The following is a 25,142-nucleotide window of genomic DNA, read 5'->3' on the forward strand; positions in this document are numbered from 1 at the left end:
CGCTCCGACAGGCCCGCGCGACAAGCATTTGCGGGATCAAACCGGTTCTGCGGAAACCTCCAATTCGCATGAATCGGGCGGCCAGTTTCGAATTTTAGACCATGTTGCGTAAACGAAACAGGAGCGTTCCCGGCTATCTCCTTTTTCTTTGTGCCATGTATGCCTTTTGTTACATTACGTGCAACTTCTCGCGAAGTTGGACAAGCAAGGCCTCAACGCTACATAAATATTCGCCTTGTACAAAAGATTCGTAATTCTTGGAGATCATTCGATGAAAAAGTCGCTTCTCGCTCTTGCAGCACTGGGCGCATTCGCAGGCGTCGCTCATGCTCAGAGCAGCGTGACCCTGTACGGTATCATTGACGAAGGCTTCAACATCAACACCAATTCGGGTGGCAAGCACCTGTACAACCTGTCCAGCGGCGTCATGCAAGGCTCGCGTTTCGGCCTGCGCGGTGCGGAAGATCTGGGCGGCGGTCTGAAGGCGATCTTCGTGTTGGAAAACGGCTTTGACGTGAACAACGGCAAGCTGGGTCAAGGCGGTCTGATGTTCGGCCGTCAAGCTTATGTGGGTCTGTCGAGCCAGTTCGGCACGGTCACGCTGGGTCGTCAGTACGACTCCGTCGTCGACTACGTCGGTCCGCTGGAAGCGGGCGACCAGTGGGGCGGCTACATCGCTGCTCACCCGGGCGACATCGACAACTTCAACAACGCATACCGCACGAACAACACGGTCAAGTTCACGAGCGCCGACTACGCCGGCCTCAAGTTCGGCGGCACGTACAGCTTCGGCGGTATTGCTGGCGACGTCACGAAGAACCAGATCTGGTCGTTGGGCGCGGGCTACAACAACGGTCCCCTCGTTCTCGGCGTTGGTTACTTGAACGCACGTACGCCGGCAGCTTCGGGCGGCCTGTTCAACAACGGCGGCCAGTCGCCGCTGCCGGCTGCTAGCGCAGCTGTGTCGTCGCCGGTTTATGGCGCGTACACGTCGGCGAACACGTACCAGGTAATTGGTGCCGGTGGCGCGTACACGTTCGGCGCCGCAACGGTCGGCCTGACGTACTCGAACATCCGCTTCTCGAACCTGGGCGTGGCGTTCGCGCAGCCGGCGGTCCGCGGCCAATCGGTTACGTTTAACAACGCGGAAATCAACTTCAAGTATCAGTTGACCCCGGCATTGCTGGTCGGCGCTGCATACGACTACACGCGCGGCGCGACCATCGAAGGCGCATCGCGTGCGCAGTACCACCAAGGCTCGCTCGGCGTGGATTACTTCCTCTCCAAGCGCACCGACGTGTACGTGATTGGTGTGTACCAACACGCCTCGGGTGACGTGCTGAATGCAGCAGGCACCGGCACGGTCGCTGCAACGGCTGGCATCAACGGCCTGTCGGGTTCGTCGAACCAGAACCAACTCGCGGCTCGCGTTGGTATCCGCCACAAGTTCTAATAAGTCGTAAAAAAGCAGTTTGCCTCAAGGCGCCTTCGGGCGCCTTTTTTTGTGACCGTCGCCGCTGCACTGGCTTTGCCGGCCTTGTGGCGACAGCGCGAAAAAAGCCCGGCCGACTTTCGTCGTGCCGGGCTTTTTCGTTTTCGCCCTACCGTGCGTGAGTTGCGGCGCAGCTTCGCGCTGCGGCCCAAGCGTATGCGGGTCCGGCCTACGCCCGGCCGTCGCGCAATTCCCGGCGCAGAATCTTGCCCACGTTGCTCTTCGGCAGTTCCGCGCGAAATTCGACGATCTTCGGCCGCTTATAGCCGGTCAATTGCTGCTTGCAGTAGGCGAAGACATCGGCGTCGGTGAGCGCAGGATCTTTCTTCACGACGAACAGCTTCACCGCTTCGCCGGAATGCTGGTCCGGCACGCCGACCGCGGCGACTTCGAATACGCCCGGCAGCTTGGCGACCACGTCCTCGACTTCATTCGGATAGACGTTGAAACCGGACACCAGGATCATGTCCTTCTTACGATCGACGATCTTGACGAAGCCGCCCTCGTTCATGACGCCGACGTCGCCGGATTTGAAGAAGCCGTCCTGGGTCATCACCTTGGCGGTTTCGTCCGGCCGGTTCCAATAACCCGCCATGACCTGCGGCCCGCGGATGCAGATTTCGCCCGGCTGGCCGAGCGGAACTTCGTTGTTTTCGTCGTCGCGGATCGAGATTTCCGTCGACGGCAGCGGCAGACCGATCGTCCCACTGTATTCAGTGACGGTCACCGGATTGCAGGTGACGCAGGGCGACGTCTCCGACAAACCATAGCCTTCGATGATCGGTGTATGCGTATGCTCGTACCAGCGTTTGGCGACCGCTTCCTGGACCGCCATACCGCCTCCATTCGCCGCAATCAGCTTCGAAAAATCGAGCTTATGAAAATCCGGACTATTCAGAAGCGCGTTGTACAGCGTGTTGACGGCGGGAATCGTCGTGATCGGATAGCCTTCCAGCGCCTTGATCATGCCGGGAATGTCGCGCGGGTTCGGAATCAGCACGCCGAGGCCGCCGGTGCGAATCGTCAACAGGCCGCACACCGTCAGCGCGAACACGTGATAGAGCGGCAACGCGACAACAGTGATGAACTGGTCGATGTCCGCACGGTTCGCGCGAACCGGATCGAGCCAGACTTCCGACTGCAGCACGTTGGCGATCAGATTGCGATGCAGAAGCGTCGCGCCCTTGGCCACGCCGGTGGTGCCGCCTGTGTACTGCAGAAACGCGACGTCGTCGGGACGTTGCTGGACTGGCTTGAAGCTTTGGCGGGCGCCTTGCGCGACTGCGGTGTTGAATTTGACGTGGCCCGGCAGGCTCCAGGCCGGCACCATCTTCTTCACGCGGCGCACGACGAAGTTGACCAGCGCGCCCTTGATACCCATCAGGTCACCCATCGCCGCCACGACGATATGCTTGATCGACGTGTTGCGAACGATTGCCTGCACGGTGACCGCGAAGTTTTCGAGCAGGACGATCGCTTCCGCTCCGCTGTCCTTCAATTGATGTTCGAGTTCACGCGGGGTGTAAAGCGGGTTCACGTTGACAACCACGTAACCCGCGCGAAGGATCGCGGCAATCGCCACCGGGTATTGCAGCACGTTCGGCATCATGATTGCGATGCGCGCGCCGCGAGCAAGACCCTTGGACTGGAACCATGCGGCGAGTTTATGCGAGAGCGCGTCGAGTTCGCCGTAGCTGATCTCCTGCCCCATGCAGACGAATGCCGGTTTGGCGCGATGATCGCGGAAGGCTTCTTCAAGCAATTCCGAGACTGACGAATAGCGGCTCGGATCGATCTCTGCGGGTACGCCGGGCGGATAGGATTTCAGCCAGATTTTGTTCATGCAGCGTCTCCTTCTTTATTTTCGAATGGTCGTGCTAAAAACGCATCGTAGCATGGGCACCTCGGTACTATTCGCGAAAAGCGGCATAGTAGACGGCAGCCTCGAACCAGTTCAGGACGAGGCTCGCGCAATCATTTGAATGTATTTCAGGCCCGCTCGACTTCGACGAGACAGTCGTAAAAGGTTGCCGACCCACCCAGATCGGTGAGCGCCTGACTGGTCACCTGGTTGGCGTTCCGACCGTCCGGCGCGAGTTTCTTCCACCAGATCGACAGGCCGACGACGAGCCCTTCGCGCGCCTTGTCGGTGACACGGGCGCGCGCTTGCATCGAGCCGCGGTCGTTGAAAATGCGTACCTGATCACCATCGACGATTTTTCGCTGTCGAGCGTCAACCGGATGAATATCCAGGTGCGGCACGCCTTCCGTCGAGCGCAAACTTTCAATGTTCACGAAGGTGCTGTTCAGAAAATTGCGGGCGGGCGGTGAGATCATCGCAAGCGGATAGCGGGCGGCCAGTTCGGGCGCCCCGTCGGCCGATTCGTAGGGCGGCAAGTAATCCGGAAGCGGGTCGAGCCCTTGCTGCGCGAGGCGCTCACTGTAGAACTCGCATTTGCCGGACGGCGTGCGAAAGCCGCCTTCGGCGAACGGCGCGTCGGGCAAGTTCAGCTTCGCCCAACCGGTCTGCTTCAGCGTATTCCAGTCGACGCCTTCGAGCGTTTTGTCTTGCCAACGGAATGCAGCTTGCGCGACCGTTTCGTCGCTTTCATACAGCGCCGGCTCCTCGATGCCCATGCGACGCGCGAGGTCACGGAAAATCTCGGTGTTCGGCCGAGCATCGCCAACCGCAGCGATCGCCGGCAAATTGACCATCACGTGGGTATGCCCATACGACTTGTGCACGTCGAGGTGTTCGAGCTGCGTCGTGGCGGGCAGCAGTAAATCGGCGTAGTCGGCGGTGTCGGTCTGGAAATGCTCCAGCACGATCGTGAACAGGTCCTCGCGCGCAAAGCCCGCCGCGACTCGCTCCGAGTCGGGAGCAACGGCAACTGGATTCGAGTTGTAGACGATCAGTGCCTCGACTTTAGGCCCGAACGCGGCGCCGCCCGGGTGCAGCAAGGCGTCGCCGATCGCATTCATATTGATGACGCGAGACGGCTTGGTCGGCCAACCCGGCATCAGGTCCGGGCGCTGCAACGCGTGCGAGTCGACAGGCGCCCATCCGGACGACGACAGCAGCGCACCACCCGCTCGTTCCCGCCATGCGCCTGTCAACGAAGGCAGGCTGGCGATGGCGCGCACGGCGTTGCCGCCGCCGCGGACCCTTTGCAAGCCGTAGTTCATTCGGATCGCGGACTTCCTCGTGCTGCCGTAAAGGCGCGCGAGGTCGACGACCACTTGTTCGTCGATGCCGCAAATGTCGGCAACTCGTGCCGGGGAATAGCTGAGCGCGCGAACCTTCAGTTCGGCAAAACCTAGCGTATGGGCCGCGATGTACGCGTGGTCGAGCCGGTTTTCCGTGATCAGCACGTTCATCATGCCGAGCGCCAAGGCGGCGTCGGTGCCGGGTTTCAGCGCGATGTGCTGGTGACATTTCTCCGCCGTCAGCGAGCGATACGGATCTATCGCGATCAGGCGCGCGCCGCGGCGTTTGGCTTCCTGGGCACGCGTCCAGAAATGCAGGTTCGAAGCGATCGGATTGGAGCCCCAAATCAGAATAACCTCGCTCTCGGAGAAGAACTCGGTGAGCATGCCGAGGCTCGCGCCATAGGTGTATTTCAAGCCTGCGGCGCCGGCTGCCGCGCAGATGGTGCGGTCCAGCTGCGATGCGCCCAGCTTGTGGAAAAATCGCTGCGCGATGCTATCGCCCTGAACGAGGCCCATCGTGCCGGCATAGCTGTACGGCAGGATTGCTTCCGGTGCGCGGCTCGCGATTTCGGAGAGACGCGCGGCGGCCAATTCCAACGCTTCGTCCCAACTGATCGGCTCAAAGCGACCCTCGCCTTTTCGGCCGACGCGCTTCATTGGGGTCGTTAGCCGATTCGGATGGTGCACCCGCTCCGCATAGCGGCTGACTTTGGTACACAGCGCGCCTTGAGTCGGCGGATGCTCCGGGTCGCCGACGACTTTGATCGCCCGCCCACCCTCGACGGTCACGCGCATCGCGCAGGTATCGGGGCAATCGTGTGGACACACGGCGCGAGCGAATTCGGTCGGAGCATTCATCGGGCGACCCGTCCAACGTAATGGTGAATGGAGGCAATCTCGAATTTTAGCGTCCATTGCGGTTTAGCCTCGCGATGCCTCCAAAAATGCCTTCGGCGTAGAATCGGTTATCACCGTGCCCGGGCCACATGGCCCCGAGCGATTCCACGCAAGCCCAAGCACAGGCGCAACATCACTTCCATCATGAAACTAATCCCCGAAATTCAAGCCGCTCATGGAGAAATCCAAACCCTTCGACGAACGATTCATGCTCATCCGGAACTGCGCTATGAAGAGACAGCAACAGCAGACCTGGTTGCGAGGAATCTTGAGTCCTGGGGCATCGAAACTCACCGTGGCTTAGGCAAAACAGGCGTAGTCGGCGTACTGAAGCGCGGCAACAGTGCGCGCTCGATTGGACTGCGCGCAGACATGGACGCTTTGCCCATTCAGGAACTGAATGCCTTCGATCATCGCTCGCAACACGATGGAAAAATGCATGCATGCGGCCACGATGGGCATACTGCGATGCTCCTCGGCGCAGCGCGGCATCTGGCAAGTCACGGCGAGTTCGACGGCACGATCGTGTTCATTTTCCAGCCAGCCGAAGAGGGCGGCGCTGGCGCCCAAGCAATGATCGACGATGGCCTGTTCGTTAAATTCCCGGTAGACGCGGTGTTCGGCATCCATAACTGGCCAGGCATGCCGGCGGGCCACTTTGGTGTGACCGAGGGCCCCATCATGGCGTCGAGTAACGAATTTCGAATTGAAATCAAGGGCGTAGGATCCCATGCGGCGCTACCGCACAACGGACACGACCCGGTGTTTACTGCGGTGCAGATTGCGAGTGGCCTGCAGAGCATCATTACGCGGAACAAGAAGCCAATTGACACCGCGGTGTTGTCGATTACCCAGGTTCACGCCGGGGATGCCGTCAACGTTGTCCCGAATGTTGCGTGGATCGCCGGAACGGTACGCACTTTTACCACCGAAACACTGGATCTGATTGAAGCGCGTATGCGCAAAATCGCGGAAAGCACTGCGGAAGCCTATGATTGTTCCGTCGAAATCCAGTTTCACCGAAACTATCCGCCGACAATCAACAGCGGCGAAGCGACGCGTTTTGCGGCAGCGGTCATGAAAGAGGTTGTGGGGCCAGAAAATGTCGACGATGCCGTCGAACCGACGATGGGCGCCGAGGACTTTTCCTTCATGTTGCTGGCGAAACCGGGCTGTTACGCATTTCTGGGCAACGGCGAGGGTGGCCACCGGGATTCGGGGCATGGTGCTGGCCCTTGCATGCTGCACAACGCGAGCTATGACTTCAACGACGAGCTATTGCCAATCGGTTCAACGTACTGGGTGCGATTGGCGCAACGGTTTCTTGCGCAAGAAAAATGAGGTAATTATGCGGGCGTGAGGCAGTTTCTTGTCGCCGCCTCCTCGCTCTTGCGAAGGCGTGAGGCGGTGAGCGGGGCTTTGTGTGGACCTTTCTGGTTTTGCACCGCTTTTGCAGGACATGGCGATTTTTCGGGGCCGTAAACGCACAAACCCCACCGGTGTGGGGTGGGGTCTGTGTTTCTGCATGGGAGCCTGACGATTACCTACTTTCACACGGGCAATCCGCACTATCATCGGCGTGGAGTCGTTTCACGGTCCTGTTCGGGATGGGAAGGGGTGGTACCGACTCGCTATGGTCATCAGGCATGACTTGTTGTCAGGTTGACGCGGGGGTCAACACGACCAATCTGGAAGAAGTAGTGTCTGGTGCATCGCACCAGGGGGAATGGGGTGGTGAGTGTATCGGGCACAACGCGGATCTCAACCGTGCGTGGCGGCGCGGGGAGGCGCCACCGGAAACACACTGGTTATAGGATCAAGCCTTACGGGCAATTAGTATCAGTTAGCTCAACGCATTACTGCGCTTACACACCTGACCTATCAACGTCCTGGTCTTGAACGACCCTTCAAGGGGCTCGAAGCCCCGGGGATATCTCATCTTAAGGCGAGTTTCCCGCTTAGATGCTTTCAGCGGTTATCTCTTCCGAACATAGCTACCCGGCGATGCCACTGGCGTGACAACCGGTACACCAGAGGTTCGTCCACTCCGGTCCTCTCGTACTAGGAGCAGCCCCCTTCAAATATCCAGCGCCCACGGCAGATAGGGACCAAACTGTCTCACGACGTTTTAAACCCAGCTCACGTACCTCTTTAAATGGCGAACAGCCATACCCTTGGGACCGGCTACAGCCCCAGGATGAGATGAGCCGACATCGAGGTGCCAAACACCGCCGTCGATATGAACTCTTGGGCGGTATCAGCCTGTTATCCCCAGAGTACCTTTTATCCGTTGAGCGATGGCCCTTCCATACAGAACCACCGGATCACTATGACCTGCTTTCGCACCTGCTCGACTTGTCGGTCTCGCAGTCAAGCACGCTTATGCCATTGCACTATCAGCACGATTTCCGACCGTACCTAGCGTACCTTCGTACTCCTCCGTTACACTTTGGGAGGAGACCGCCCCAGTCAAACTGCCTACCATGCACTGTCCCCGGTCCGGATTCACGGACCAGGGTTAGAACCTCAAACAGATCAGGGTGGTATTTCAAGGATGGCTCCACGCAAACTGGCGTTCACGCTTCAAAGCCTCCCACCTATCCTACACAGACCGGTTCAAAGTCCAATGCAAAGCTACAGTAAAGGTTCATGGGGTCTTTCCGTCTAGCCGCGGGGAGATTGCATCATCACAAACACTTCAACTTCGCTGAGTCTCGGGAGGAGACAGTGTGGCCATCGTTACGCCATTCGTGCAGGTCGGAACTTACCCGACAAGGAATTTCGCTACCTTAGGACCGTTATAGTTACGGCCGCCGTTTACCGGGACTTCAATCAGGAGCTTGCACCCCATCATTTAATCTTCCGGCACCGGGCAGGCGTCACACCCTATACGTCCACTTTCGTGTTTGCAGAGTGCTGTGTTTTTATTAAACAGTCGCAGCCACCAGTTTATTGCAACCCCTTCACCCTTTGCGCGCAGGCGCATCAAGCTACAGGGGCGTACCTTATCCCGAAGTTACGGTACCAATTTGCCGAGTTCCTTCTCCCGAGTTCTCTCAAGCGCCTTAGAATACTCATCTCGCCCACCTGTGTCGGTTTGCGGTACGGTCTTGTTGAACTGAAGCTTAGAGGCTTTTCCTGGAACCACTTCCGATTGCTTCGTCACCGAAGTGACTGGCCTCACACCCTTGAATTACGCGCCCGGATTTGCCAAAGCGCCTTCTCCAATGCAAGGACCGGGACTTCCAACACCCGGACAACCTTCCGCGATCCGTCCCCCCATCGCATTCAACAATGGTGCAGGAATATTAACCTGCTTCCCATCAGCTACGCATTTCTGCCTCGCCTTAGGGGCCGACTCACCCTACGCCGATGAACGTTGCGTAGGAAACCTTGGGCTTACGGCGAGGGGGCCTTTCACCCCCTTTATCGCTACTCATGTCAGCATTCGCACTTCCGATACCTCCAGCACACTTTCCAGTGCACCTTCGCAGGCTTACGGAACGCTCTCCTACCATGCATATAAATATGCATCCGCAGCTTCGGTATATTGCTTAGCCCCGTTACATCTTCCGCGCAGGACGACTCGATCAGTGAGCTATTACGCTTTCTTTAAAGGATGGCTGCTTCTAAGCCAACCTCCTGACTGTTTTAGCCTTCCCACTTCGTTTCCCACTTAGCAATATTTGGGGACCTTAGCTGGCGGTCTGGGTTGTTTCCCTCTTGACACCGGACGTTAGCACCCGATGTCTGTCTCCCGTGATTGCACTCTTCGGTATTCGGAGTTTGCTATGGCGTAGTAATCCGCAATGGACCCCACAACCATGACAGTGCTCTACCCCCGAAGGTGATACACGAGGCACTACCTAAATAGTTTTCGGAGAGAACCAGCTATTTCCAGGTTTGTTTAGCCTTTCACCCCTATCCACAGCTCATCCCCTAACTTTTCAACGTTAGTGGGTTCGGACCTCCAGTACGTGTTACCGCACCTTCATCCTGGCCATGGATAGATCACCTGGTTTCGGGTCTACACCCAGCGACTGAATCGCCCTGTTCGGACTCGCTTTCGCTACGCCTGCCCTAATCGGTTAAGCTTGCCACTGAATGTAAGTCGCTGACCCATTATACAAAAGGTACGCCGTCACCCCTTGCGAGGCTCCGACTGTTTGTATGCATGCGGTTTCAGGATCTGTTTCACTCCCCTCCCGGGGTTCTTTTCGCCTTTCCCTCACGGTACTGGTTCACTATCGGTCGATCACGAGTATTTAGCCTTGGAGGATGGTCCCCCCATCTTCAGACAGGATTTCACGTGTCCCGCCCTACTTGTCGTACACCTAGTTCTTCCTCGCTGTTTTCGTCTACAGGGCTATCACCTGCTATGGCCGCACTTTCCAGAGCGTTCGACTAACAATGAAGATAAAGAGTACAGGCTGCTCCCATTTCGCTCGCCACTACTCTGGGAATCTCGGTTGATTTCTTTTCCTGCGGTTACTTAGATGTTTCAGTTCACCGCGTTCGCTTCACGTAGCCTATGTATTCAGCTACGGATACTCCATAAGGAGTGGGTTTCCCCATTCGGATATCGGTGGATCAAAGCTCGTTTGCCAGCTCCCCACCGCTTTTCGCAGGCTACCGCGTCCTTCATCGCCTGTGATCGCCAAGGCATCCACCACATGCACTTGTTCGCTTGACCCTATAACGAGTGTGTCTCCCGGTCCTTGCGGATCCGTTGAGCTCGCTACAGGTTGAGTATTCGTGTTGCGCCGTATTCCAGGGCAATCTTCCGATTCCCCTTTCATACATTGATACAATCACAACCCTGATTCACCTACTCGGACACCCATCTCGAGGTACCCTTTCGTGAATCTCTTTACTACTTCTTCCTGATTGTTAAAGAACGACAGCCGATATCGCAGTTGCCATAACCGCGTATCACTCTGACTGGCTCAATCGCCAATGCAAAACGCTCTGTGCCGCACACAGAACACTGCGCATTGAGGATTGGTGGAGGATGACGGGATCGAACCGACGACCCCCTGCTTGCAAAGCAGGTGCTCTCCCAGCTGAGCTAATCCCCCGGGTTCATGCAGATGCGCCAGAGGGGTTGCATTCAGCACACCAGACAAGACAATGGTGGGTCTGGATGGGTTCGAACCATCGACCCCCGCCTTATCAAGACGGTGCTCTAACCAGCTGAGCTACAGACCCCTGAGTCTGCCTGATTTCACAGCCGATAAGCGTGAGCGCTCAACACTTGGACGCGTTAGCTCGAGAAAGGAGGTGATCCAGCCGCACCTTCCGATACGGCTACCTTGTTACGACTTCACCCCAGTCATGAATCCTACCGTGGTGACCGTCCTCCTTGCGGTTAGACTAGCCACTTCTGGTAAAACCCACTCCCATGGTGTGACGGGCGGTGTGTACAAGACCCGGGAACGTATTCACCGCGGCATGCTGATCCGCGATTACTAGCGATTCCAGCTTCACGCACTCGAGTTGCAGAGTGCGATCCGGACTACGATCGGTTTTCTGGGATTGGCTCCACCTCGCGGCTTGGCGACCCTCTGTTCCGACCATTGTATGACGTGTGAAGCCCTACCCATAAGGGCCATGAGGACTTGACGTCATCCCCACCTTCCTCCGGTTTGTCACCGGCAGTCTCCCTGGAGTGCTCTTGCGTAGCAACTAGGGACAAGGGTTGCGCTCGTTGCGGGACTTAACCCAACATCTCACGACACGAGCTGACGACAGCCATGCAGCACCTGTGTTACGGCTCCCTTTCGGGCACTCCCACCTCTCGGCAGGATTCCGTACATGTCAAGGGTAGGTAAGGTTTTTCGCGTTGCATCGAATTAATCCACATCATCCACCGCTTGTGCGGGTCCCCGTCAATTCCTTTGAGTTTTAATCTTGCGACCGTACTCCCCAGGCGGTCAACTTCACGCGTTAGCTACGTTACCAAGCCAATGAAGGCCCGACAACTAGTTGACATCGTTTAGGGCGTGGACTACCAGGGTATCTAATCCTGTTTGCTCCCCACGCTTTCGTGCATGAGCGTCAGTATTGGCCCAGGGGGCTGCCTTCGCCATCGGTATTCCTCCACATCTCTACGCATTTCACTGCTACACGTGGAATTCTACCCCCCTCTGCCATACTCTAGCCCGCCAGTCACAAATGCAGTTCCCAGGTTAAGCCCGGGGATTTCACATCTGTCTTAGCGGACCGCCTGCGCACGCTTTACGCCCAGTAATTCCGATTAACGCTTGCACCCTACGTATTACCGCGGCTGCTGGCACGTAGTTAGCCGGTGCTTATTCTTCCGGTACCGTCATCCCCCCGCCGTATTAGGGCTGAGGTTTTCTTTCCGGACAAAAGTGCTTTACAACCCGAAGGCCTTCTTCACACACGCGGCATTGCTGGATCAGGCTTGCGCCCATTGTCCAAAATTCCCCACTGCTGCCTCCCGTAGGAGTCTGGGCCGTGTCTCAGTCCCAGTGTGGCTGGTCGTCCTCTCAGACCAGCTACAGATCGTCGCCTTGGTAGGCCTTTACCCCACCAACTAGCTAATCTGCCATCGGCCGCCCCTGTAGCGCGAGGTCCCGAAGGAGCCCCCGCTTTCCTCCGCAGAGCGTATGCGGTATTAATCCGGCTTTCGCCGGGCTATCCCCCACTACAGGACACGTTCCGATGTATTACTCACCCGTTCGCCACTCGCCACCAGGGTTGCCCCCGTGCTGCCGTTCGACTTGCATGTGTAAGGCATGCCGCCAGCGTTCAATCTGAGCCAGGATCAAACTCTTCAGTTCAATGCCTGTTACTGTTTTTCGGTTGTTTTACCAACCGGTCGCTCACTCAACGTACTGACGAATGATCATCCTGTCTTTCAACAGGAAAACCTTCCTTTCATTACTGTGTGAGACTTGATACTTTCGCTTCCGGCAGACCCCGAAGAGTCCACCGCGCGCCGCGCATCAAGCGCCCACACTTATCGGCTGTTAGTTTTTAAAGATCGCTTACGCATTCACCACCGTCACGACGCCCACTTCAACCACCCGGCACCGCTTCGTTCTGCGTCGCTGCATCTGCAGCAGAGAAACGAGATTATGGAGAACTTCCGTCACGCCGTCAACAGGTTTTTCCAACTTTCTAACCCGTCCGACCTGCCGCAAACCCCCGCCATTGCTGGCTCTCCCGCTTCCCGCGCCCCGCTGTCCGGGGCACGAAAGAGCGAGATTCTAGCGACCCCGAACGGGCCTTGCAAGCGTTATTTTGACAAACGTATTAACGATGTTTGAAAACCGGTTTGCGCTTCTCCACGAAAGCGGCCATCCCTTCTTTCTGGTCTTCCGTCGCGAAGAGCGAATGGAATAGGCGGCGCTCAAAATGCACGCCTTCCGCAAGCGTCGTTTCATATGCGCGGTTGACCGACTCCTTCACCATCATCACTGCCGGCAGCGGAAATTCAGCGATGGTCGCAGCTGCGGCGATGGACTCCTCGACCAGAGATGCGGCAGGAATGACGCGCGAAACGAGTCCGGCACGCTCGGCTTCCGCGGCATCCATAAAACGCGCGGTCAGGCAGAGGTCCATTGCCTTCGCCTTTGAGACGGCGCGCGGTAGCCGCTGGGTGCCGCCGGCACCCGGCATGATGCCGAGCTTGATTTCCGGTTGACCGAACTTTGCTGAATCGGCGGCAAAAATGATGTCGCACATCATCGCCAATTCGCAGCCACCGCCGAGGGCGAAGCCTGCCACCGCTGCAATGATCGGCTTGCGGATGGAGCGCACCGCTTCCCAGTTGCGCGTGATGTAGTCGCCTTTATAGACGTCCATATACGTATAGGTCGACATCATGCCGATGTCGGCGCCCGCCGCGAACGCCTTCTCGCTGCCGGTAATCACGATCGCACCGATGGCGTCATCATCATCGAACTCGCGCAGTGCCTTTCCCAACTCGTCCATCAGCGCATCGTTCAAGGCGTTCAGCGCCTTCGGACGATTCAACGTGACCAAACCGACCCGCCCTCGCGTCTCAACCAGAATATTTTCGTAAGCCATGCCCGCCTCCTAATCGATTAGTTCACGCGCGAAAACGCTTCGCGCCGTCGTTCCAGTAATGCTACCATTCACAAACCAACCGGTCGGTCAATTATTCGACAGGGTTTTCTCAACGCACAGCCAAAGCCCTCTGCCATGACACACCCCCTATTCGCGAAGCACGAAGACACGTTGCAAAAGGCCCTCACCGCCATCGAGACGCGTGGCTACTGGAGTCCGTTCGTCGAGATGCCCAGTCCGAAAGTGTACGGGGAAACAGCTAATGCGGACGGCGAAGCCGCCTTCAAAGCACATCTGAACAAAGTCTTCGAGCTGGACCAACCGTCCACCGGAGAAACCGTCGGCGCGGAGGTCTCGCCGTTCGGGTTTCCGCTCGGCGTGCGCTATCCGAAGGCGGATCCCGACGCACTCATTGCCGCAGCCGCCGAGGCGCAGCGCGACTGGCGTGGAGCCGGTCCGCAGGCATGGGTCGGCGTATGCCTGGAAATTCTGGCGCGCGTGAATCGCTCCAGCTTTGAAATCGGCTATAGCGTGATGCACACAACCGGCCAGGCATTCATGATGTCCTTTCAGGCCGGCGGCCCGCACGCACAAGACCGAGCGCTCGAGGCGGTCGTGTATGCGTGGGACCAACTACGCAGTATTCCGGCCGACGCCCACTGGGAAAAACCGCAAGGCAAGAACCCGCCGCTCTCCATGCACAAGCGTTACACCGTCGTACCGCGCGGCACGGGCCTCGTACTCGGCTGCTGCACGTTCCCGACATGGAACGGCTATCCGGGCCTTTTCGCCGATCTCGCCACCGGCAACACGGTCATCGTCAAGCCGCACCCCGGCGCGATCCTGCCTCTCGCGCTGACTGTACGAATCGCGCGTGACGTGTTGCGCGAAGCCGGTTTCGATCCGAACGTCGTCACGTTGCTGGCCACCGAGCCGAACGACGGTGCGCTCGTCCAGGATCTGGCCGTGCGTCCGGAAATCAAGCTCATCGACTTCACGGGTAGCACGCAGAACGGCACGTGGCTCGAGCGCCATGCGCACCAGGCGCAGGTCTATACCGAGAAAGCCGGCGTCAACCAGATCGTGATCGATTCGGTCGACGACATCAAAGCCGTTGCCCGCAACATCTCCTTCTCACTCGCGCTGTATTCGGGCCAGATGTGCACGGCGCCGCAAAACATCTATGTGCCGCGCGGCGGCATTCGCGCCGCTCATGGCACGCTGAGCTTCGACGAGGTCGCGCAGGCCATTGCCGGCGCGGTGCAAAAACTGGTGGCCGACCCGGCCCGCGCAGTCGACCTGCTTGGGGCGATTCAAAACGACGGCGTCATCCGGCGCATCGAGGAAGCGGACCAGCTCGGCCGCGTTCTGGTCGAAAGCCAAGCGCTCGAACATCCGACTTTTGCCGGCGCGCGCGTGCGTACCCCGCTCGTGCTGCAACTGGATGCCGCCCATGATCACGCCAGCTTCACGAAGGAATGGTTCGGCCCGATTTCGTTCGTGATCGCCACGGATTCGACCGCACAATCTCTCGACCTGGCCGGCGCAATCGCCGCCGAGCACGGCGCGCTGACACTGTCGGTCTATAGCACCGACGAAGCCGTGCTCGAAGCTGCTCACGAGGCATCGATCCGCGGCGGCGTCGCACTGTCGATCAATCTGACGGGCGGCGTATTCGTCAACCAGTCGGCGGCCTTTTCCGACTTCCACGGCACCGGCGCAAACCCGGCGGCCAATGCCGCGCTGACCGACGCCGCCTTCGTCGCCAACCGCTTCCGCGTGGTTCAAAGCCGCGTTCATGTTGAACCCAAAGCAGCGCCTGCGGTAGCTGGCTGAACGACATAAGACGGAAGCACAGCGTTTGTCTTATGCCGTTTGGCCGAATGGACCGCGCTGTACGCCCCAACTAACATGAGACATCGAATCGGCATCTCGCGCCGATTCCTTTCGGCAGGAACCCATATGAACGACGCTTTCATTTGCGACGCGATTCGCACCCCAATCGGCCGCTACGGCGGCGCCCTGAAGGATGTCCGCGCCGACGACCTCGGCGCGGTGCCGATCAAGGCGCTGATCGAGCGCAATCCGGGCGTCGACTGGCGAATGCTCGACGACGTGATCTACGGTTGCGCCAATCAGGCCGGCGAAGACAACCGCAACGTCGCGCGCATGTCTGCGTTGCTGGCCGGTTTGCCCACGGAGGCGCCCGGCGCAACCATCAATCGCCTGTGCGGCTCGGGCATGGATGCGGTCGGCACCGCCGCTCGCGCGATCAAGGCGGGCGAGGCGCGTCTGATGATCGCCGGCGGCGTCGAAAGCATGACGCGCGCGCCGTTCGTCATGGGCAAGGCCGGCAGCGCGTTTTCGCGGCAAGCCGGGATCCACGACACCACCATCGGCTGGCGCTTCATCAATCCGCTGATGAAACGCCAGTACGGCGTGGACTCGATGCCTGAAACCGCGGAAAACGTCGCTGTCGAATTCGGTATCAGCCGCGCGGACCAGGACGCGTTTGCCCTGGCAAGTCAACAAAAGGCGGCCCGCGCGCAGCGCGACGGCACGTTGGCCCAGGAAATCGTCGGCGTTGAAATTGCACAGAAGAAAGGCGATCCCGTGCGCGTGACGCTCGACGAACATCCACGGGAAACTTCGCTCGAAAGCCTGGGCAAGCTCAAGGGCGTGGTTCGTCCGGACGGTAGCGTGACCGCCGGCAATGCGTCAGGCGTAAACGACGGCGCATGCGCACTGCTGCTCGCGAACCAGCAAGCTGCCGATCAATACGGCCTGCATCGCCGCGCCCGCGTGGTGGGCATGGCAACGGCGGGCGTGGAGCCGCGCGTCATGGGCATCGGGCCGGCGCCGGCTACGCAAAAGCTCATCAGGCAACTCGGCATGACGCTCGACCAGTTCGACGTGATCGAACTCAATGAGGCCTTCGCATCACAGGGCCTAGCCGTTCTTCGCACGCTCGGTCTGCGCGATGACGATCCGCGCGTCAATCCGAACGGCGGAGCGATTGCGCTTGGCCACCCGCTTGGCGCATCGGGCGCGCGTCTGATCACGACCGCGCTGTATCAACTCGAACGAAGCAATGGCCGCTTTGCACTTTGCACGATGTGTATCGGCGTGGGCCAAGGCATTGCGTTGGTGATCGAGCGGCTCTGACGGCGGCACCGCAGCGCCCATCGATCAAAGACACTTTGAGAGGAGACACCCAATGTCGTATGAAGCGATCCGCGTGCACATCGACGCATCCAATCATGTTGCGACCATCACGCTAAACCGCCCGGACAAGCTCAATAGCTTCACGCGCGCAATGCATCAGGAACTGAGCGCGGCACTCGACGAGGTCGAAGCCTCCGGCGCGCGCGCCCTCGTCCTGACCGGCGCGGGACGCGGCTTCTGCGCGGGCCAGGACCTGGCGGACCTCGACTTCACGCCCGGCGCGATGACCGATCTGGGGGCACTGATCGATGAATATTTCAATCCGCTGATTCGCCGCCTGCAAGCGCTGCCGCTGCCAGTGATCGCGGCAGTCAACGGCACGGCTGCCGGCGCCGGCGCCAACCTCGCGCTGGCTTGCGACCTTGTGCTCGCGGCCCGGTCCGCAAGCTTCATTCAGGCTTTCGTGAAGATCGGCCTCGTGCCGGACTCCGGCGGCACCTGGTTTCTGCCGCGACGTGTCGGCATGGCGCGCGCCTTGGGGCTCGCCATCACCGGCGACAAACTGGGGGCGGAGAAAGCCGAAAGTTGGGGCTTGATCTGGCAAGCCGTCGACGACGCGGAGCTCGCCTCCAGCGCGGCGCAACTCGCCGCAACACTCGCACAGCAACCAACGCGCGCGATGGCCGCGATCAAACAGGCGATGCGCGCCGGCGCGACGCAAACGCTCGATCAGCAACTCGATCTGGAACGCGATCTGCAACGCCAACTCGGGGCGTCCCACGATTACGCGGAAGGCGTGCAAGCCTTCGTCGAAAAACGCGCGCCGCGTTTCGAGGGCCGCTGACATGTCCACGCAACCAAACCGTCCCGAGCAGATGACGCCGGACGAGCTCGCCCGCGCAACCGCCGCCGCCATGTACGAGAACGACGCATGCAGCCGGGCGCTCGGCCTCGAGATCGTCGAGGTGCGCCAAGGCTATGCGCGTCTGCGCATGGTCGTGCGCGACGATTTTCTGAACGGCCATCAGATTTGCCACGGTGGCCTGATTTTCACGCTCGCCGATTCGGCGTTCGCGTTCGCCTGCAACACGTACAACATCAACACGGTCGCATCCGGCTGCTCGATCGAGTTTTTGCGGCCGGTTGAAGGCGGCGACGTGCTGATAGCGGAGGCCATCGAGCAAACGCTGAGCGGCCGAACCGGCATCTACGATATTCGCGTCACGAACCGCGCGGAGGAAACCGTCGCAATGTTCCGCGGTAAGTCCGCGCAAATAAAAGGCAAGCTGATTCCCACGGGCGATTAATCGGCCGAGGGCGCGGCAATCAGGAGGCAACCGTACGCCAACCACCCGGCCGCCCCGCAGCAAATCCACAAGAGATTGCGCGGCACCGCGCCGGCTCATTGGCACCACGTCCATAAATAGCAGACAGTCCCCGGTTTTTTGCGCGAGCGCGCCGCACACCAGACTCAAGCATTGAGGCAGCAAGGAGACATTCGATGACTACCGCCCTTCCGCTCGATCCGATCGAGACCGCCAGCCGCGACGAACTTGCCGCGCTTCAACTCGAACGGCTCAAATGGTCGCTGAACCATGCGTATGAAAATTCGCCGGTGTATCAGCGCAAATTCGATGAAGCCGGCGTTCATCCAAGCGACGTGAAAACGCTTGCGGACCTGGCCCGCTTTCCCTTCACCACGAAGAAGGATCTGCGCGACAACTACCCGTTCGGCATGTTCGCGGTGCCGCAGGAACAGATCTCACGAATCCACGCGTCGTCCGGTACGACCGGCAAGCCGACCGTGGTCGGCTACACGGCGCGCGATATCGATACGTGGGCGAATCTCGTCGCGCGTTCGATCCGCGCCGCCGGCGCGAAGCGCGGCGACAAGGTTCACGTGAGCTACGGCTACGGCCTCTTCACGGGCGGCCTCGGCGCGCACTACGGCGCGGAGCGCGCAGGGCTCACCGTCATCCCGTTCGGCGGCGGTCAGACCGAAAAGCAGGTGCAGCTGATTCAGGATTTTCGGCCCGACATCATCATGGTCACGCCGAGCTACATGCTTTCGATTGCCGACGAGCTCGAGCGGCAAGGCATCGATCCGGCGACTTGCTCGCTGCGTCTCGGCATCTTCGGCGCGGAACCGTGGACCAACGACATGCGCCATGCGATCGAAAAGCGCATGGGCATCGACGCTGTCGATATCTACGGCTTATCCGAAGTGATGGGGCCCGGCGTGGCGTCGGAGTGTGTGGAAACGAAAGACGGCCCGACCATCTGGGAAGACCATTTCTATCCCGAGATCATCGACCCTGAAACCGGCCAGGTGTTGCCGGACGGCGAACTCGGCGAACTGGTGTTCACGTCGTTGACCAAGGAAGCGCTGCCGATCATTCGCTACCGGACTCGCGATCTTACGCGCCTCCTGCCGGGCAGCGCCCGCACCATGCGTCGAATGGAAAAAATCACCGGGCGCTCGGACGACATGATGATCGTGCGCGGCGTGAACGTGTTCCCGACACAGATCGAGGAATTGCTGCTCAAGCAGCACGCTCTCGCGCCGCACTACCAGATCGTGCTCACCAAGGAAGGTCCGCTCGACGTGCTGACGTTAAACGTGGAGCCCTGCCCGGAAACGGCGCCTGACACCGTCGCGTTGAACACGGCAAGGCAGGCGCTGGCGTACGACATCAAGGCGCTGATCGGCGTAAGCGCCGTGGTGAATGTGCTGGCGGTGAACGGGATCGAGCGCTCGGTGGGAAAGGCTCGCCGGGTAGTGGACAAGCGTAAGTCGGGGCTTTAGGCCAGGCGGCCGGCGCCGCACCCGATTGCGGCGCCGGGACTGCAACGTTAGCCAACGTTAGGCACTTCAATGCCCACGCGACACGCGGCGGCCTTGCCTCTGGGGAAAACCGCCGCGCTCGCCACCGTTAGCTCATCACGAATTCGGCAGCAACAACCACATCCGGCCGCCCTGCTTCATCTTGCCGGCCAAATCGCCGGCGTCGTCGCCCAGCCCCCAGAAGTAATCGGCGCGCACGCCGCCCCTGATCGCGGAACCCGTGTCTTGCGCGAAGACGAGGCGATTCATCGGCGAGTTCGTCAGCGGACGCGTGGTCTGCAAGAACACCGGCGTACCGAGCGGAATGGACGCCGGATCGACCGCGATCGACCGCTCCGGCGTCAGCGGCACACCGAGCGCGCCGATCGGACCGTCCGCGCCGCCGCCAGGCACGCTCTCGCCGGACGGCATCTCCCGGAAAAACACGAAGCGCGGATTGGTATCGAGCAGCGCATCGACCCGCGCCGGATTCGCGCGCGCCCATGCCTTGATTCCCTGCATGGTGGCCTGCGAAGGCGTGAGTTCGCCACGATCCAGCAGCCACCGCCCGATCGACTTGTACGGCTGATTGTTGGTGCCGCCAAAGCCGACCCGCATCACGCTGCCGTCTTCCATCACGATGCGCCCCGAGCCCTGCACTTGCAGGAAAAACGCTTCGATCGGGTCGTCGACCCACACCAGTTCGTTGCCGTTGAGCACGCCGGAGCGCTCGAGTTGCGCACGCGCCGGCAGCGGCGCGCCCGCACGATAACCGGACGGCCAGCGATACAGCGCCGTTTGATACACGCCGTGCCGCGTACGCGAACCGCGCAGCAACGGCTCGTAGTAACCGGTCACGAGACCGTCGAGCGTGCCGTCGTTATTCGCTAGCTGGAATGGCGTGAAATAGGCTTCAAAAAACGCCCGCGCACTGGTGACGTCGAGGTCGTCGATTTGCGACGCCGCGGCACAAGCACGAGCCCAGTTCGATTGACGCGCCAGCCTCACGCAGTTTTGCCGCAAAGCGGCCGTCGCGCCGATCAGCGAATCATCCTGCCATCCCGGCACTTGCTGCCAGGCCACCGCCGTGAGCCGCGCCGGGGCAATCTGCCCGGGTATGATCGCGGCGCCCGTGGGCGGCGAGACCGAAGGCCGTACCGCGCCGCCGCCGCCGCAGGACGCCAGCATCACCGCAACCGAAAGCGCCCCGAGCCACGCTCCGGCCGTGCGGACAAAACGCATACAATGTTCGTTCTTGATGGAAACCGCCATGTCTGATCTGTTCGACGAATACCCAATGCTCATCTTCGCGCTGGAATCGCTTCTCGCGCTCTTCCTGCTCGTCTTTATCGTTGTGTGGACGTCGTCAGGCAAGAAGAAAGCCGCACGCGCCAACGATAACCAACAGTCCAAGCAGCAAAAAACGCGGTAAAGCTGGGCGCTCAACCGCGCAATGGACTGTTTAAAGACCGCGGGCCACGCCCCCGGTTCAATGCAACGTGCGCGGCATGCGCAAGATGAACTCCGGCACCGGCGCATCGAAACGCTCACCGTCTTCCGCCACGCAAAAATACTCGCCGCGCATCGTGCCGACCGGCGTGGCGATAACCGCCCAACTCGTATATTCGAAGTGCTCGCCCGGTTTGAGCAGCGGCTGATGGCCGACCACGCCCAGGCCCTTCACTTCCTGCACGTTATTGTCGCTGTCGGTAATCACCCAATGACGCGCAATCAACTGCGCGGGCACCTGGCCGCTGTTACGGATAGTCAGCGTGTATGCGAACGCATACTGGCGGCGCTCCGGGTCCGACTCTTCGGGCAGATATTGCACCCGCGCCGAGACGCTGAATTCGTACTGGCTCATCGTGATTCCGATCTGGTGAAACAGGTGTGAAAAATCGCGGAAAGCCCTAGCGCCAATGGTTTGCGGGCGCATCGGCGAAGCGGCGCTTGATGGATTGGCATTCTGCTTCATGCGCGGCACGCCCGCAACCGGACAAATCCTCTGGCCAAGGGCGACTCAGGCGTTTTGTCACCTGGTGTATCACCCACGCGGTTCGAACCGCAGCCGGCCTTGAACCGCCCGTCAGCCATGCGCGAACCATACGCGCGCCACGCGCAAGCCGCCTGCAAGCCGGTTCAGAACCGCACAAAACGGTAAAATAGCGCTTTCCCGCTTGCCTCCGCCCCCCGCCATGACGCAATTCCGCATCGCACCCAGCATTCTGTCCGCCGACTTCGCGCGCCTCGGCGAGGAAGTGCGCAACGTCGTCGCCGCCGGCGCCGACTGGATTCACTTCGACGTGATGGATAACCACTACGTGCCGAACCTGACCATCGGTCCGCTCGTCTGCGAGGCGATCCGCCCGCACGTGGACGTGCCGATCGACGTGCATCTGATGGTGCGCCCGGTCGACCGGATCGTGCCGGACTTCGCGAAAGCCGGCGCGAACCTGATCAGCTTTCATCCGGAAGGCTCCGATCACATAGACCGCACGCTTTCGCTGATTCGCGACCACGGCTGCAAGGCCGGCCTGGTGTTCAACCCCGCCACGTCGCTGAATTATCTGGACCATGTGATGGACAAGCTCGATCTCGTGCTGATCATGTCGGTGAATCCGGGCTTTGGCGGTCAATCGTTCATTCCCGAGGCGCTCAACAAGCTGCGTGAAGCACGCAAGCGGATCGACGCCTATAAGGAAAAGACCGGCCGCGAGATCCATCTGGAAGTGGACGGCGGCGTGAAGGTCGACAACATCGCCGAAATCGCGGCAGCCGGCGCCGACACGTTCGTGGCCGGTTCGGCCATCTTCGGCGCGCCGGATCACAAGGTCGTGATCGACAAGATGCGCGCCGCGCTTGCCGGCATCGAGCACTGAAACCCGGCGCCATGACCGCTCCGCTCACTGCTCCGTTTAGTGCTCCGTTTCCCGCCCCGGCGTTCACCGGCCCGCGCCTGCAAGCCGCGATCATCGACCTCGACGGCACGATGATCGACACCGCGGACGATTTCACCGCCGGCCTGAACGGCATGCTCGCGCAACTCGACGCACTCGAAACCTCGCGCGAGGAAGTGGTCGGTTATGTCGGCAAGGGTTCGGAGCATCTGATCCGCAGCGTGCTCGCGCCGCGTTTCGAAACGGCCCACGCACAGGATCGCTTCGACGAGGCGCTCGCGCTCTATCAGGCGGAGTACGCGAAGATCAACGGCCTGCATACGCGCTTGTATCCCGACGTCGAAGCCGGCCTGATCGCCATGCGCGACGCCGGCCTCAAACTCGCCTGCGTGACCAACAAGCCGCACCGGTTCGCGGTCGACTTGCTGCGGCAGTACGGGCTCAGCCAGTATTTCAGCGTCGTGCTGGGCGGCGACAGCTTGCCGAAAAAGAAGCCGGACCCGCTACCCATGCTCACGGCCGCGGCGCAACTCGGCGTCGAACCGCAAGCCACGGTCGCGATCGGCGACTCCGAAAACGATGCGCTCGCGGGCCGCGCGGCGGGCATGGCAACGCTTACCGTGCCATACGGCTACAACCACGGCCAAGCTATACAAACAATAAAATCCGATGGTATAGTTGCCTCGCTGCTGGAGGCCGCCAAGGCAATCGCAGCGCACCAATCCACGACTTGAAAAGTCCCTCATCCTCATGTTTCTGAATAAAAAACGGAGTCTGATTAGCATCGACCGGGGAGCCTGGCCCTGGCGTCGCTGGTCGCGCTAACCTCCTCTGAGGTACGCTGAAGTTCGTCTTCGGCAACCGTTTTTTACTTCGCTGCGCTCACGCGTTTTTTTCCATCGTCTTGTTTCGCTGCACCGGTTGATTCAGCCCGCGTGTACCCGCAAAGTACATCTGTGCGCTGACATTCGCTGCACGCGTCGATGGGAAACTCGCGCCGGTCGGTATCATCGTATCGAAACGTCGAACGAACGGCTGGCCGGCCGCGCAATGCCCCGCTTTGTCCGACGCACGCTGCCGCCGGACCTACGAACAGGATCGGAACATGACCGAACTCGAATTCCAGTCCCTCGCCAACGAGGGCTTCAACCGCATTCCGCTGATCGCCGAGGCGCTCGCCGACCTCGAAACGCCGCTTTCGCTGTACCTGAAGCTCGCGCAGAGCGAGCGCAACGGCGCCAACTCGTTTCTGCTGGAATCGGTGGTGGGCGGCGAGCGCTTCGGCCGCTATTCGTTCATCGGATTGCCGGCGCGCACGCTACTGCGCACCCGCAACGGCGTGTCGGAAGTGGTGCGCGACGGCAAGGTGGTCGAAACGCACGAGGGCGATCCGCTCGAATTCATCCAGCAATTCCAGGGGCGCTTCAAGGTGGCGCAGCGCCCGGGGCTGCCGCGTTTCGCGGGCGGCCTCGCGGGTTACTTCGGCTATGACGCGGTGCGCTACATCGAGAAGAAGCTTGCGCATACCGCGCCGAAAGACGATCTGAACCTGCCCGACATCCAGTTGCTGCTCACCGAGGAAGTCGCGGTGATCGACAACCTCGCGGGCAAGCTGTACCTCGTGGTCTACGCCGACCCGACGCAGCCCGAGGCATACACGAAGGCCAGGCAGCGTCTGCGTGAATTGCGCCAGCGTCTGCGCACGACCGTGCAGCCGCCGGTCACGTCGGCGAGCGTGCGCACCGACACCTACCGCGAATTCGCGAAAGACGACTATCTGACCGCCGTGCGCAAGGCGAAGGAATACATCGCCGCGGGCGAGTTGATGCAGGTGCAGGTCGGCCAACGTCTGACCAAACCGTACCGCGACAATCCGCTCTCGCTGTATCGCGCGCTGCGCTCGCTGAATCCGTCGCCGTATATGTACTTCTACAACTTCGGCGACTTCCATGTGGTCGGCGCGTCGCCGGAAATCCTGGTGCGCCAGGAAAAGCGCGGCGAGGACCGCATCGTCACGATCCGGCCGCTCGCCGGCACGCGTCCGCGCGGCAACACGCCGGAACGCGACGCCGAGCTCGCCACCGAACTCCTGAACGATCCGAAGGAAATCGCCGAGCACGTCATGCTGATCGACCTCGCGCGCAACGACGTGGGCCGCATCGCGCAGATCGGCTCGGTGGTCGTCACCGACAAGATGGTGATCGAAAAGTACTCGCACGTGCAGCACATCGTAAGCTCGGTGGAAGGCAAGCTGAAACCCGGCACCACCAATTTCGACGTGCTGCGCGCCACCTTCCCGGCCGGCACGCTGTCGGGTGCGCCGAAGGTCCGCGCGATGGAACTGATCGACGAACTCGAACCCGTGAAGCGCGGCCTGTACGGCGGTGCGGTCGGCTACCTGTCGTTCACCGGCGAGATGGATCTGGCCATCACGATCCGCACCGGCGTGATCGCCAACGGCAATCTGTATGTTCAGGCGGCGGCGGGCGTGGTCGCGGATTCCGTGCCCGAGTCCGAATGGCAAGAGACCGAGAACAAGGCGCGCGCCGTGCTGCGCGCCGCCGAGCAGGTGCAAGACGGCCTCGACAGCGACTTCTGA

The 25,142-nt window shown here is 60.3% G+C and carries 16 protein-coding genes, 2 tRNA genes and 3 rRNA genes; 11 read left to right on the forward strand and 10 right to left on the reverse strand.

What is annotated here, in order from left to right:
• Positions 1-271 precede the first annotated feature (271 nt).
• Positions 272-1,453, forward strand: coding sequence for a porin (locus ACOCG7_RS28505; RefSeq protein WP_073431293.1), 1,182 nt, complete (start codon positions 272-274; stop codon positions 1,451-1,453).
• Between the two features lie 208 nt (positions 1,454-1,661).
• Here ACOCG7_RS28505 and ACOCG7_RS28510 read toward each other — a convergent pair whose 3' ends face one another.
• Both ACOCG7_RS28510 and ACOCG7_RS28515 read right to left on the reverse strand, forming a co-directional pair.
• The gene (locus ACOCG7_RS28510; RefSeq protein ID WP_114163173.1) at positions 1,662-3,335 is read right to left on the reverse strand and encodes a long-chain fatty acid--CoA ligase; all 1,674 of its coding nucleotides are present in this window, start codon (positions 3,333-3,335) and stop codon (positions 1,662-1,664) included.
• 146 nt (positions 3,336-3,481) lie between these two features.
• Positions 3,482-5,560 carry a molybdopterin-containing oxidoreductase family protein gene (locus ACOCG7_RS28515; protein ID WP_114163174.1) on the reverse strand — a complete coding sequence of 693 codons (2,079 nt, stop codon included), beginning with the start codon at positions 5,558-5,560 and terminating at the stop codon, positions 3,482-3,484.
• Between the two features lie 183 nt (positions 5,561-5,743).
• On the opposite strand from ACOCG7_RS28515, the gene ACOCG7_RS28520 reads away from it, so the two are divergent.
• Entirely contained in the window at positions 5,744-6,940 is a 1,197-nt protein-coding gene (locus ACOCG7_RS28520; protein WP_114163175.1) for a M20 aminoacylase family protein, read from the forward strand.
• A gap of 190 nt (positions 6,941-7,130) precedes the next feature.
• On the opposite strand, the gene rrf is transcribed toward ACOCG7_RS28520, so the two are convergent.
• The 6 genes from rrf to ACOCG7_RS28550 form a co-directional block, all read right to left on the reverse strand.
• Positions 7,131-7,244 (reverse strand): 5S ribosomal RNA (rrf, locus tag ACOCG7_RS28525).
• 167 nt (positions 7,245-7,411) lie between these two features.
• A 23S ribosomal RNA gene (locus tag ACOCG7_RS28530) occupies positions 7,412-10,292 on the reverse strand.
• 309 nt (positions 10,293-10,601) lie between these two features.
• A tRNA-Ala gene (locus tag ACOCG7_RS28535) sits at positions 10,602-10,677 on the reverse strand.
• A gap of 53 nt (positions 10,678-10,730) precedes the next feature.
• Positions 10,731-10,807 (reverse strand) — tRNA-Ile (locus ACOCG7_RS28540).
• Between the two features lie 65 nt (positions 10,808-10,872).
• Positions 10,873-12,405 (reverse strand): 16S ribosomal RNA (locus ACOCG7_RS28545).
• Together the 16S, 23S and 5S rRNA genes with 2 tRNA genes alongside form the textbook arrangement of a ribosomal RNA operon.
• 475 nt (positions 12,406-12,880) lie before the next feature.
• Positions 12,881-13,657, reverse strand: coding sequence for an enoyl-CoA hydratase (locus tag ACOCG7_RS28550; RefSeq protein ID WP_114163176.1), 777 nt, complete (start codon positions 13,655-13,657; stop codon positions 12,881-12,883).
• Between the two features lie 135 nt (positions 13,658-13,792).
• Between ACOCG7_RS28550 and paaN the strand changes: the two genes are divergently transcribed.
• The 5 genes from paaN (at position 13,793) to paaK (ending at position 19,628) form a co-directional block, all read left to right on the forward strand.
• Complete coding sequence (gene paaN, locus ACOCG7_RS28555) at positions 13,793-15,493, forward strand: phenylacetic acid degradation protein PaaN (RefSeq protein ID WP_114163177.1); 1,701 nt, start codon at positions 13,793-13,795, stop codon at positions 15,491-15,493.
• A gap of 126 nt (positions 15,494-15,619) precedes the next feature.
• On the forward strand, positions 15,620-16,822 hold the full coding sequence (gene pcaF / locus ACOCG7_RS28560) for a 3-oxoadipyl-CoA thiolase (protein ID WP_114163178.1): 1,203 nt from the start codon (positions 15,620-15,622) through the stop codon (positions 16,820-16,822).
• Between the two features lie 52 nt (positions 16,823-16,874).
• Complete coding sequence (gene paaG / locus ACOCG7_RS28565) at positions 16,875-17,666, forward strand: 2-(1,2-epoxy-1,2-dihydrophenyl)acetyl-CoA isomerase PaaG (RefSeq protein ID WP_114163179.1); 792 nt, start codon at positions 16,875-16,877, stop codon at positions 17,664-17,666.
• Position 17,667: 1 nt separating this feature from the next.
• Positions 17,668-18,129: a hydroxyphenylacetyl-CoA thioesterase PaaI gene (paaI, locus tag ACOCG7_RS28570; protein WP_083086437.1), complete on the forward strand. Its 462-nt coding sequence runs from the start codon at positions 17,668-17,670 to the stop codon at positions 18,127-18,129.
• Between the two features lie 194 nt (positions 18,130-18,323).
• Positions 18,324-19,628, forward strand: a complete 1,305-nt coding sequence (gene paaK, locus ACOCG7_RS28575) for a phenylacetate--CoA ligase PaaK (RefSeq protein WP_114163180.1) — start codon at positions 18,324-18,326, stop codon at positions 19,626-19,628.
• A 135-nt stretch (positions 19,629-19,763) separates the two neighbouring features.
• On the opposite strand, the gene ACOCG7_RS28580 is transcribed toward paaK, so the two are convergent.
• Positions 19,764-20,888: a murein transglycosylase A gene (locus ACOCG7_RS28580; RefSeq protein WP_083086519.1), complete on the reverse strand. Its 1,125-nt coding sequence runs from the start codon at positions 20,886-20,888 to the stop codon at positions 19,764-19,766.
• 28 nt (positions 20,889-20,916) lie between these two features.
• Between ACOCG7_RS28580 and ACOCG7_RS28585 the strand changes: the two genes are divergently transcribed.
• Positions 20,917-21,078 carry a hypothetical protein gene (locus ACOCG7_RS28585; RefSeq protein ID WP_167363300.1) on the forward strand — a complete coding sequence of 54 codons (162 nt, stop codon included), beginning with the start codon at positions 20,917-20,919 and terminating at the stop codon, positions 21,076-21,078.
• A gap of 57 nt (positions 21,079-21,135) precedes the next feature.
• Here ACOCG7_RS28585 and apaG read toward each other — a convergent pair whose 3' ends face one another.
• Positions 21,136-21,510 (reverse strand): Co2+/Mg2+ efflux protein ApaG, encoded by a 375-nt coding sequence (gene apaG, locus ACOCG7_RS28590; protein ID WP_073431030.1) that lies wholly within the window; start codon positions 21,508-21,510, stop codon positions 21,136-21,138.
• 331 nt (positions 21,511-21,841) lie between these two features.
• On the opposite strand from apaG, the gene rpe reads away from it, so the two are divergent.
• The 3 genes from rpe (at position 21,842) to trpE (ending at position 25,142) form a co-directional block, all read left to right on the forward strand.
• Positions 21,842-22,525 (forward strand): ribulose-phosphate 3-epimerase, encoded by a 684-nt coding sequence (gene rpe / locus ACOCG7_RS28595; protein WP_073431015.1) that lies wholly within the window; start codon positions 21,842-21,844, stop codon positions 22,523-22,525.
• Between the two features lie 11 nt (positions 22,526-22,536).
• On the forward strand, positions 22,537-23,277 hold the full coding sequence (locus ACOCG7_RS28600; protein WP_114163181.1) for a phosphoglycolate phosphatase: 741 nt from the start codon (positions 22,537-22,539) through the stop codon (positions 23,275-23,277).
• A 371-nt stretch (positions 23,278-23,648) separates the two neighbouring features.
• The gene (gene trpE, locus ACOCG7_RS28605) at positions 23,649-25,142 is read left to right on the forward strand and encodes an anthranilate synthase component I (RefSeq protein ID WP_073431013.1); all 1,494 of its coding nucleotides are present in this window, start codon (positions 23,649-23,651) and stop codon (positions 25,140-25,142) included.

Origin of the sequence: Paraburkholderia sp. DD10 (genome assembly GCF_049177125.1) — a bacterium.
Classification (GTDB): Bacteria; Pseudomonadota; Gammaproteobacteria; order Burkholderiales; family Burkholderiaceae; genus Paraburkholderia; species Paraburkholderia terricola.